Source organism: Candidatus Methylomirabilota bacterium, assembly GCA_036002485.1.
In the GTDB taxonomy this organism is placed as follows: domain Bacteria; phylum Methylomirabilota; class Methylomirabilia; order Rokubacteriales; family CSP1-6; genus AR37.
In genome coordinates this window covers 1-11,352 of sequence record DASYTI010000231.1, presented here as the reverse complement: position 1 = coordinate 11,352, position 11,352 = coordinate 1, and the positions used below count along the sequence as shown (strand labels likewise).

The following is an 11,352-nucleotide window of genomic DNA, read 5'->3' as shown; positions in this document are numbered from 1 at the left end:
GAGCCCGTGCCCGTCTTGTGGGCGACCTTGGTGGCGAGGGGCAAGAGCGAGGGCAGGCGGGTCTTGAGCTTTTGCCAGCTCAGGATGTCGAGCCCGAGGCGGCAGAGCTCGGGGGTGCATCCCAGGCGCGCCGCCGCCGTCTTGTCCGAGGCGCCGCGCAGGATCATCTCGAGGAGCAGCCCCTGGTCGTTGGGCGTAGTGGTGGTCACCTGGGCCAGGGTGTGGTCGGGGCCGAGGCGGGGTGGAATGCCGAAGCGATGCACGGTCCGCGTCATGCCGATCGACTCGCAGAAGCGCTGGATCTCGCCCAGGCCGACCAGGTCCACCACCGTGCCCGTGCACGTGTTGTCGCTGACGATGATCATCATGACGAGGGCGTCGCGGAAGGTGATCCAGAAGCCGGGGGTCAGGTGCTGGAAGGTGCCCGAGTCATTGTCCTGGTACTTGGCGTCGATGGTCACCTTCTGGTCGAGGGCGAGCTTGCCGTCGTGGACGGCCTTGAGCGCGGCCATCATGATGGAGATCTTCCGCGTGCTCGCCGAGGGCACCGGGGTATCCCCGAGCCGATTGGCCGTCTCGCCGGTGACGAGATCCTTGAGGTACCAGCTCGTCTGGAAGGGGAGGGCGTCGCACAGCGCGTTCATCCGCGTGACCAGGTCTCGCATCAGAGTGGCTCCTGTGTTTGGGGAGTTAGTGATCGGGTCGGATCATTCGAGTAGGTACTCGGCCTGTCGCATGCTCCCCCTGTTTTACTCAGCCCTCGCCTCAGAGCTTCGCTCTTCAGCTCGAACTGCGGCCCTCTCCCCCTCCGGGGGCGAGGGATCCTGAATGACTCCCTCTCCCTCGGGAGGGAGAGGGCTGGGATGAGGGTGCGGTGTGTTGATTACGCATGATCGGGTGGCCCGCCAGCGTGCCTCGGCCTCGTCGAAGCCGGGGCCCCGGTCGATGAGGGGCAGATCGCGCGCGCGGCGCCGGCGCTCCTCGTCGGTCTCCGTCTTGTCGATCTCGAGCGTGGCAGGATCGAGCACGACGCCGTAGTCCTCGCGCGCGCCGTGGGCCGTGATCACACCACGGGCCACGTCTTGACGCACGCGATCGGGATCCCGGGCGAGGGGATCGCCCCAGCCGCCGCCCCCGCAGGTCTCGAAGCGGAGGAGATCGCCGCGCTCGAGCATGACGCCGTCGCCGAGGGCGGGCAGCTCCCGCTCGCGCGGGGTGCCCGGATTGAGAATGATGCGCCCCGTCCGCCCGGCGAGGCCGCCCGCCACCCCGTAGGGGGCGACGAGCGTGTTCTCCATGCGGGTGGCCAGCTCCGCGCGCTCGCAGAGCACGCGCACGTCGCGGATCACGCCCGCCCCGCCGCGATGGAAGCCCGGCCCGCCCGAGTCCGGCCGCACGGCATAGCGCTCGATCCGCAGCGGGAAGTCGCGCTCGACGTACTCGACGGGATAGTTCTCCTGGGCGATGTAGTAGATGACGTCGACGCCGTCGGCGAAGGGCCGCGCGCCCAGGCCCACGCCGAGCCCCTCGATGCAGAGGATGGGCCGGCGGCGCGCCTCGTCCCAGGCGCGGAAGTAGTAGAGGACGTAGACAGGGGAGCCCGCGGGCACCTGGCCGCCATTGGCCTGGGCCAGCGCGCCGAAGATGCAGGACATGACGCGGAAGCGCGTGTTGGCGCGCATGCCCAGCGGCGCGGGGAAGCGCGGCTTGAGCAGGCTGCCCTCGCGGGCGATCCACTCGTCGAGATTCCGGAGCAGCCCTTCGTTGACCTCCAGCTCGGGGTCGAGGGACTGGAGATAGCGGCCGAAGGCGATGCGAAGGAGACCGGGGTTGGTGACGAAATTGATGGGGCCTCGCGCCTGGTCGTCAGAGCGGGAGCCGTCGAGGGTGACATGGTCGCCGCGACGACTGAGGGTGAGGTCGACGCGATGGGGCCGGGCCTCGGTGCCGCCGTCGCTGTCGAGGAAATCGTGGAAGGACCACGCGCCCTCGGGAACCATCTCGAGGAAGAGCTCGCGGGCGCGCACGCCCGTCTGCGCCATGCATTCCTCGAAGGCGGCTAGAACGGTCTCCAGCCCGTAGCGGGCGAAGAGCTCGTGGAGGCGCGCCTCGGCTAGGCGCGAAGAGGCCATCATGGCCCGCGTGTCACCCTCCACGAGATCGGGCAGCCGCGAGTTGCGCAGGAAGATGCGGTAGGCCTCTTCGTTGATCCGCCCCTCGCGCATGATGCGGATGGGGGGGACGAGCACACCTTCGTGGTAGATCTCGGTGGCATGCGGCGAGATGCTGCCCGCGCGGAGTCCCCCGATGTCCTGGTAGTGGCCGAAGGTCGCCGCGAAGGCGACCACGCGATCCTCGTGAAAGACGGGCACCACGAAGACCATGTCCTGGTGGTGCTGGACGGCCCCGTCTGTGAGATAAGGATCGTTGAACCAGTAGGCGTCGCCGGGCCGCATGGTGTCGAGCGGGTACTCGCGGAGGATGGCCGTGACCATGCCGGGCCCGCTGCCCGAGATGTGACAGGCCACGATGCGGCCACTGGTGTCGAAGACGCCCACGAAGAAATCCTTCTTCTCCTTGATGAAGGGCGACATCGCGCAGCGCTCCATCAGGAGCTCCATGTCGCGGATGGTCGACGCGAGGCTGCCCCGGATGATCTCGAGGGTGACGGGATCGACACGGGGGGCAGGGCGGCCGCCCGCGGTGACGGGGGTCTCAGCCACGGCTTCGCTCCAGCACGATATTGTCGGCGTCGTCCACGCGGGCGCGGAACCCCGGAGCCACCAGCGGCGCCGAGTCGTCCTGGGTGATGATGGCCGGGCCCTCGAAGCGCATCCCCGGGGCCAGGCCGCCCCGCGCGTAGCACGGGGTGGCGACAAAGCCCATGCCCCGGAAGTAGACCGGGCGCCGATCGATCATGGCATGGCTCGACCCGGCCGCGTGGGCGCCGGGCGCCTTCCCTCTGGGCAGGGCCCCGATGGCGGTGACGCGGAGATTGACGAGCTCGATGGGCGCGCCGGGCAGATCGTAGGTGTAGAGCCGGCGGTGCTCGGCGTGGAATGTCGCGGTCAGCTCCGCGAGACGGGCCCGCGTGACCGCGCCCTCGCCGAGGGGGCACGTCAGCTCGAAGCTCTGGTGCTTGTAGCGGAGGTCGGCCGATCGCTCGAAGCGCTGCCGGCCAGGCGGGATCTCCTCCGCATCGAGCCACGCGCGCGCCTGCGCCTCCAGCTCCGCCCAGGTCGTCTCCAGCCGCTCCACGTCGAGGCCGCCCGCGGCGACGTGACGTTCCGAAGTCCCCACGGTGCGAACGAAGGTCGCCCGGATATCCGTGTCGAGGAGCCCCCAGGTGGACAGCACGCCGGGGCGCGGCGGAATGATGACGGTGGGAATCTCCAGCAGCTCGGCCAGACGGCAGGCGTGCAGCGGACCGGCCCCGCCGAAGGCCACGAGGGCGAAGCGGCGAGGATCGTGGCCGCGTCCCACCGAGACCGTCCTGATGGCCCGCGCCATGGAGTTGTCGATGATCTCGACGATGCCCGCGGCCGCTTCCTCGGCCCCCAGGCCGAGGCGACGGCCCACGCGCGCGTCGATGGCCGCGCGCGCCGCGGTCAGGTCGAGCGGCAGCTCGCCCCCCAAGAGCGCGGCGGGGATGCGGCCGAGGACGAGGTGCGCGTCGGTCACGGTGGGCTCGGCGCCGCCGCGCCCATAGCAGACGGGACCGGGCTCGGCGCCGGCGCTGCGCGGGCCGACGGTGAGCCGCCCCGCCGCGCTCACCGCGGCGATACTGCCGCCGCCCGCGCCGATGGTGTGGATGTCTACCATGGGCAGCTTGAGCGGGAAGGGCCCGACCATGCCCTCCTTGGTGATCTCCGGCCGGCCATCACGGACCAGGCAGATGTCGGCGCTCGTCCCCCCCACGTCGATGGAGATGATGTCGCGATGGCCCGCCGGGCCCGCCACGCTGAGGGCGCCGATGACGCCGGCCGCCGGTCCGGACAGCACCGTCTGCACGGGCTGACGCACGCAGGTGGCCGCGCTCGTCACGCCGCCGTCGGACTTCATGATGAGGAGAGGCGCGCGCACGCCCTCGGCGTCGAGGGCGTCGCGCAGCACGCTGACATAGCGGCTGACAGGCGGCATGACGGCGGCGTTGAGCGCGGTGGCCATGGTCCGCTCGAACTCGCGGAACTGGGGCAGGACCTCCGAGGAGAGCGACACGAGGGCCTCCGGATACTCCTCGTGGAGGATGGCCTGCATGCGTCGCTCGTGAGCTGGATTGGCGTAGGCGTGAAGGAAGACCACGGCCACCGCGGGCACCCCGAGCTGGGCGAGCTGGCGCGCCACCGCCCGGGCCTCGGCCTCGTCGAGCGGAGTCAGCACGGCCCCGCTCACATCGAGGCGCTCCGTCACCTCGAGCACGCGATCGGGCGGAACCGGGCGCGAGGGCTTGCTCCAGCCGTAGAGATTGCCGTGGCGCGGAATGTCGTGGCGGCCGATCTCGAGGACGTACTTGAAGCCGGCCGTCGTCACCACCGCGGTGGGGGGCGTCTTGCCCTCGAGGATGGCGTTGGTGGCCGTGGTGGTGCCGTGGAAAACGTGCAGGATGTCACCCGGCGTGCGGCCGGCGAGGGCCAGCACCTTGCGGACGGCGGTGATGAAGCCCCCGGACAGGTCGCTCGGCGTCGACGGCGTCTTGGCCACCCAGGTGGCGCCCGTGGCGGCATCCGCGAACGTGACATCGGTGAAAGTGCCGCCCACGTCGATGGCCACCGTACCCGCGCGACTCATGGCCACGCCATTGTAGGGGGTACTGGGCCAATTTGCTTCGCCAGATCAACTCAGCCCTCGCCTCGCCGGGCTCGTCGCCTACGACTCCTCGGCCCCGTCTCGGCTCGAAGATCAACTCAGCCCTCGTCTCGCGGCTGCGCCCTTCAGCTCGAACTGCCACGTTCTCGGTCGGCAGCAACCCTCAACGTACACCCACGTACGCCTCGGGTTGCTGCCTCCCTCGGGCGTGGCTCTTCGAGCTGAGGGCGAAGCCCGAGGCGAGGGCTGAGTAAATGTGGCTCGCAACTTAGCCCAGTACCAAAAAGGGACGGGGCGTCTCAGTTGCCCTTGAGGCGCAGGTCCTCGAACGGGGCCGTGTAGTAGTGGAGAGGGATCCGCCCCAGGCTGGACTCCTGCACGCGCGGTCCCACCCCGTTGTTGAAGAAGAGGGCGTAGATGGGGAGGAAGAGGGTGCGCTCGTGCGCGAGCCGCTGGATCCGCTGGAGCAGGACCTGGCGCTTCGTCCGGTCCAGCTCGCGGGCCTGCTGCTGGAACAGATCGTCGATGTCGGGGTAGCCGCCGATGGCGTAGGTTCCCCCGGTCACGAGGTAGTTCTCGACGCGGGTGGCCGCGTTGCCGTAGCCGCCCGCGCCACAGAAGAGCAGGTTCTTCAGCTTTTTGTCCTTCCAGGCGGTCAGGTACGTCACGCGCTCCATCGTGCGGAAGCGCGCCCGGATTCCCACCGCGGCGAAGTAGTTGATGACCGCCTCGCCGGCATTGGCGAACTGCACGGTGCCGACCATCTCGCCGGCATCGAAGCCGCTCGGATACCCCGCCTCCCGGAGCAGCTGCTTCGCCCTCGACGGGTTGTAGGCGGGCGGCTCCACGGGCAGGGCGAACTCCGTGGCGGGGGGGATGATCGATCCCATGGGCGGCGAAGCGCCCAGGCTATCGGCGTTCGAGATGGCCTTGCGGTCGATGGCATGGCTGGCGGCCAGCCGCACCCGCGAGTCGTGCCACGGCGATTTCGGATCTTGCTGATCGAGCATGCAGACGGCGGTGACCCATTGACCACCCGAGGGAACCAGGCGAAGGGAGGGCGTGCGCTTGATCTCTTCGGCCACCGGTCCCAGCATGAGGTAGGCGATGTCCGCCTCTCCCTTCTTCAGCATGGCGAGGCGGGTGGACTCGTCCGGCACGACCTTCATGGTGAGGCGCTTGACGTGGGGGGCTTCCGCCAGTACTTCTCGTGCGCCTCCAGGATCAGCTCCACCCCGGGCTGATGGCTGACGAACTTGTAGGGCCCGGCCCCCACGGGATGCTTCGTGAAGCCTGCCTCGCCGACGCGCTCGAGGTATTTCTTCGACACGATCCACGCCGCCCCCGTGGCCGGGGTGGCGTAGAAGGTGAGGAAGTCGGGCCACGGCTCGTGCAAGATGAAGCGGATCCGATGCGGCGCCACGATCTCCACCGCCTTGACCTTGTCCTTCAAGAGCTTGGCGGCGGCGCCGCGGTACCGCTCGAAGCTGAACTTGACATCCTCGGCGGTCAGGACTTCCCCGTTGTGAAAGGTCACGCCCCGACGCAGCACGAACTCGTAGCGGAGCCCGTCGGCGCTCTCCGTCCACGACTCGGCGAGGCTCGGGGCCATGGGGTTCTGCGGCATCGGCTTCACGAGGGCGTCGTGCAGGGCTTCCTGGACCATGAACGGCGTCGCGATGCCCGTGTTCTCGGCGGGATCGAACCAGCTCGGCGTGAGGGTGACGTGCATGGCGTAGGTGAGCTCGCCCTGAGGCTGGGCGCGGGCGGGGAGGACCGGCAACAACGCGGCGAGAGCCACCGCGAGCAGAAGGAAGCGGAGTAGCCGTCCGTGCCTCATGCGCCCTCCTCTCGTTGGGTCTGGCGTGCGCGGCGGCGTCAGGGTTTGCGGGGCGCGGACTTCGGCCCGAAGGGTTCGGGGTGGAACTCTCCGTCCCGCGCCTCGAGAAACGCCCTCAGCCCGCCGCTGCGCATCACCTCGAGAAGCTCGCCTCGCTGCGCGTTGTAGGAGGCGTGGGCCAGGTTGGAGAGCGGGATGTTCATCATCATGCCCGCGCCGATCCCCATGGCGAGCAGACCGTAGCAGGTGACGGCCTTGTTCAGCCGCACCGAGGGCTCGGGCACGAGGGCGATCCGCTCGGCGAGGGCACGGGCCCGCGGCAGGAGGTCCGCCGCGGGAACCACCTCGTTGACGATGCCGAGGCGGTGGGCTTCGGTGGCGTCGAAGTGGTCGCCCGTCAGGCTGTAGCGATGGGCGGCCTTCCAGCCGGCCAGGGCGGCGAAGAGAAATGTCGTGTTGGAGACGTGGCGGACCTCGGGCTGGGCGAAGACGCTGTCGTCGGCGGCGATGGTGATGTCGGCGGCCAGGGAATACCAGAATCCGCCGCCCATGACCCAGCCGTGGACGGCGGCGATCACCGGTTTGGAGAGGTGCCAGAGGTGCAGGAGCCGCCGGGTCGAATCGCCGTCGCGCGTCCACCACCCCTTGAGGAACTCCGCGACCTCGACGCCCGTGGCATCCAGCGGCGACTGGCCGTCCGGGCGGCGCCCGATATCGTAGCCCGCCGAGAAGGCCCGACCCGCGCCCGTCAAGACGATGGCTCTGGCCGCGGGGTCGGCGTCGGCGGCATCCAGGGCCTGGTGAAGCTCGGCCGTCATCTGGGGGTTGATGGCGTTGAGGGCTTGGGGCCGGTTCAGCGTGATGGTGACCACCGGCCCCGCCTTTTCGTAGAGGATCATCTCGTAGGACATTGCCTTGTCTCCTTGAGTGACGCGGGCCTGAGTGACGCGGGGCGGAGCCGCGTCACGCGAGCTCCACCAGCCAGTCCACCGCCATCACGCCGCGCCCTTCCTCGAGGACGAGGAGCGGGTTGATGTCGAGCGCCAGCAGCCGCTCGCCATGAGCCTGGGCCAGCTTCGCCAGCCCGACCAGCGCCTCCGCGAGGGCGGCCACATCGGCCGGCGGTCGGCCGCGCGCGCCGCGCAAGAGCACGCTGCCGCGGAGGTCGGCGACCATGGCCAGCGCCTCCGCAGTGTCGAGAGGAGGAACGCGGACGCTCACGTCGCGCATGACCTCGACGAAGATGCCCCCGAACCCGCACATCACCGCGGGGCCGAACAAAGGATCGCGCGTGACGCCCAGAATCATTTCCGTGCCCCCGGCCATCATCGGCTGCACGAGGACGCCATCGATGCGCGCGGCGGGCGCGCGCCCCCGAACGTCCTCGAGCATCTGATCAAAGGCCTGGCGCACGGCCCCGGCGTCCCCGCAGCCCAGCCGGACGCCGCCGACATCGGTCTTGTGCACGATGTCCGGGGTGTCGACCTTCAGGACCACCGGATAGCCGAGACGCTCCGCGCTCGCCACCGCCGCGTCCGCGTCGGCGGCCGGCAGGGTCTCGGCCACGGGAATCCCGAACTCACGGAGCAGCCGCATGGCTTCGGCATTGCCGAGGACGCGACGAGCATCGGGCGTGCTGTCATCTTTCGGGGGCGCCGCGGGCGGGGATTGACTCGTGCGGCCCGCCCCGTGGCCGAAGCGGCGACGCTCGCTCGCATGGTGGAGCGCCATCATCGCGGTCTCGGTGCCCTCGAGGAAGGGAATGCCCGCCTCGGCGAGCGGGCGAACCACGTCCTGGTCGAGGTCGCCGCCGGCCAACGAGCTGAAGCAGAGGACGAGCCGATCGGCGCCGCCCGCCACCGCCCGGCAAAGCGCCTTGCTGAACTCGCGCGAGGGCGCCCATCCCCCGGGGGGCGGCACGTTGGCCCTCAGATTCACCGCCACCACGTCGATGGCCTCATCACGCAGCAGCACGTCGATCATCCGGGGGAAGAGGGTGGAGTCCTCGTACATGGCGCCGGTGCCGTCGAGGGGATTTCGCGGATTGGCGAAGTCGGGCATGAAGCGCGCGAGAGCGGCCACGGAGGCGGCGGACAGCGGGGGCAGGTCGACGCCTACCCGCGCCGCCACGTCCGCCACGTGCCCGCACTCGCCTCCCAGGCCGCTGAGGATGGCCACGCGCCAGCCGCGCCGCCGGTCGTTCTTGGCCGCGCCCAGGAGCGTGAGGGTGTCGATCATCTCGTTGAGGCTCGAGACCTGGACGATGGCGCCCTGCTTCAACACGGCGTCGATGATCTCCGCCATGCCCGCGAGCGACCCCGTATGGGCGAGCATGGCCTCCCGCGCATTCTCCGACCGCCCCACCTTCAACGCGACGATCGGCTTTCCAAGCTCGCTCGCGAGGCGGGCCACTCGCCGGAGCTTGGCGGGCTGCCGGAACCCTTCGACGAACACCCCGATGACCTCGGTGGCTTCGTCCATCACGAGAAATTCGATGTAGTCCTCGACGGTGAGTCCCGCCTGGTTGCCGCAGGAGACGACGTAGCTCAAGCCGACGGCGCGCTGGCGCATGAGGTGCTCGGCGATGGCGTGACTGAACCCGCCGCTCTGCGAGACGATGGCCACGTGGCCCGGCCGCGGCGGCTCCGCGAAGTCCGCGCTGAAGGTGGCCGCGCCCAGGGCGACGTTGAGCACGCCATAGCAGTTGGGTCCGCAGATGAGCAGGCCGCGCTCGGTGGCCAGGCGCTCGAGGGCGATCTGGCGGTCGCGACCGACCGGGCCCGCCTCCGCGAACCCGCTCGAGAGGACGATGGCGCCCCGCACCCCGCGCTCGGCCGCCGCCGTCAGCACACCGGGCACCTCGGCGGCCGGAATGGCGACCACGACCGTGTCGGGCGTCTCCGGGGTGGCGGTCAGGTCGGGATAGCAGGGCAGGCCGAGGATGTCCGGATACTTCGGATTGATCGGGAAGATGCGGCCGGCGTAGCCGAATCGCTGGAGGTTGGTGATGACCCGGGTCGCGCGGCCCATCCGTTTCGAGGCGCCGATGACTCCGATGCTCTTGGGCTTCATGAGCGGCGTCAGATCCACGGCGAGCCTCCGCGATGAGGTGGCTTGAGCTGACGGGTGGACGACGTCGCGTGTCGGCCGCGGCTACGCCTGCTTCTGGAGCCGGGCGGGCATGTGGATGAACAGCTCGGCGGGGTCGGGCTTGGCCACGGCGGGGCGGGGGGGCTTCATCTGATAGGTCACCGGCCGCTGGTGGTCGTTGTACTGGCGGTTCTCGTTCACCACCGAGCCGAACTTCGAGAGCATCTTGACGTAGTTGGTCTGGCCGCGCAGAAGCGCGCGCACGGCCGGGAAGCCGTACTTCGGAATGGCGCTCCAGCCCAGATGCTTGCGGTTCAGGATGTCCTGCGTCTTGACGAGCTCGGCGTAGAACTTGTCCAGCGGCATGCGGGTGGGCAGCACAGCGTGGGCCACGTCGAAGAGCCGGTAGTCGCGCGAGGTCAGGCGCCGCGATTCCGTGAACCAGATCTCCGTGCCCGGATAGGGCGTGGCCACGGTCAGGTGGACGATCTCCGGCACGGTGAGGGCCCACTCGCGGACGACCTCGAAGCGGTGCTCGTCCCAGTCGCAGTCGGCGATGATGTTCACGGCGACGGTGAGCCCGATCTCGCGCGCGATCTCCAGGGCCTTGAAGTTCTCGCCGGGCGTGATGCGTTTGCGGTGGAGCTTGAGGGCCTCTTCGTCGAGCGCCTCGAGCCCGAGGAACATGTAGAAGAGCCCCAGCTTCTTCCAGTAGGCGAAGAGCTCCTTGTTCTTGATGAGCACGTCGCACCGGGTCTCGAGGTAGTACTGCTTTCGGACGCGCCGGCGCTCGAGCTCCTGTCCGATGGCGAATCCGTGCTCCGGATGGATGAAGGCGACGTCGTCCACCAGGAAGACATTGGGCTCGCGGATGGAGGCGAGATCTTCCGCGGCTTTTTCCGGCGACGACTTCCGGTAGCTCCGGCCGTAGAAGGTCCAGGCGCTGCAGAAGGAGCAGTCCCACGGGCACCCGCGGGTCAGCTCGGCGGAGGCGCACGGATCGAGCACGCCGATGAAATACTTGTGCCGCTTGTGGGCGAGGTCTCTCGCGGGCAGGAACTTGTCCAGATCGTCGAGCAGGGTCGGCGTGGGGCCCTGCCCATCACGCGTCACCACGCCGGGCAGCGTGGAGAGCTTGGCGTCGCCGCGGGCCTCGAGGACGCGCGGGGTGATGACCTCGCCTTCGCCCCGCACCACACAATCGATGGCGCCGTCTCCGTGCTCGAGTAGCTCCTGGGCGATGAAGGAGCCGCTGTGGCCGCCCACCATGACGAAGCACTCCGGGGCGCGCCGCCGCGTCTCCTTGGCGAGGTCGATGACCTCGGGGACATTGGCGAGATAGTTGAGGGAGAAGCCAACGGCCTCCGGCTTGAACTCGGCGAGCTCGCGGCGGTAGTCGTCGTGGGTGAAGATCTGCAGATCCAGGAGGCGCACGTCGTGTCCCGCCGCCCGCACGGCCGCGGCCACCCGCTCGAGGCCCAGAGGCTCGAGGCGCAGATACAGCTCCGAGTACATCAATGCGCCGGGATGGACGAGCAGTACTCGCATACGGGAGAGTATACCGCGCTTAGGTAGCTCGGAGGGGGGCTCCGCCCCCCTTCCGAAGCCTCCCCCCC

At 69.5% G+C, this 11,352-nt stretch carries 6 protein-coding genes and 1 pseudogene; all 7 read right to left on the bottom strand.

Annotated features, from left to right (window positions below):
• Positions 1-665 (bottom strand): serine hydrolase (locus VGT00_20315; protein HEV8533775.1); only part of this gene is annotated, 665 nt, incomplete at its 3' end.
• An 84-nt stretch (positions 666-749) separates the two neighbouring features.
• Entirely contained in the window at positions 750-2,723 is a 1,974-nt protein-coding gene (locus tag VGT00_20310) for a hydantoinase B/oxoprolinase family protein (GenBank protein HEV8533774.1), read from the bottom strand.
• Positions 2,716-4,788, bottom strand: a complete 2,073-nt coding sequence (locus tag VGT00_20305; GenBank protein ID HEV8533773.1) for a hydantoinase/oxoprolinase family protein — start codon at positions 4,786-4,788, stop codon at positions 2,716-2,718. The genes VGT00_20310 and VGT00_20305 overlap by 8 nt, the downstream gene beginning before the upstream one ends.
• A gap of 317 nt (positions 4,789-5,105) precedes the next feature.
• A pseudogene (locus tag VGT00_20300) lies at positions 5,106-6,418 on the bottom strand (ABC transporter substrate-binding protein).
• A 266-nt stretch (positions 6,419-6,684) separates the two neighbouring features.
• Positions 6,685-7,557 (bottom strand): enoyl-CoA hydratase/isomerase family protein, encoded by an 873-nt coding sequence (locus VGT00_20295; protein ID HEV8533772.1) that lies wholly within the window; start codon positions 7,555-7,557, stop codon positions 6,685-6,687.
• 52 nt (positions 7,558-7,609) lie between these two features.
• On the bottom strand, positions 7,610-9,736 hold the full coding sequence (locus tag VGT00_20290; protein ID HEV8533771.1) for an acetate--CoA ligase family protein: 2,127 nt from the start codon (positions 9,734-9,736) through the stop codon (positions 7,610-7,612).
• A gap of 63 nt (positions 9,737-9,799) precedes the next feature.
• Positions 9,800-11,284: a hopanoid C-3 methylase HpnR gene (hpnR, locus tag VGT00_20285; GenBank protein HEV8533770.1), complete on the bottom strand. Its 1,485-nt coding sequence runs from the start codon at positions 11,282-11,284 to the stop codon at positions 9,800-9,802.
• Between the last annotated feature and the right edge of the window lie 68 nt (positions 11,285-11,352).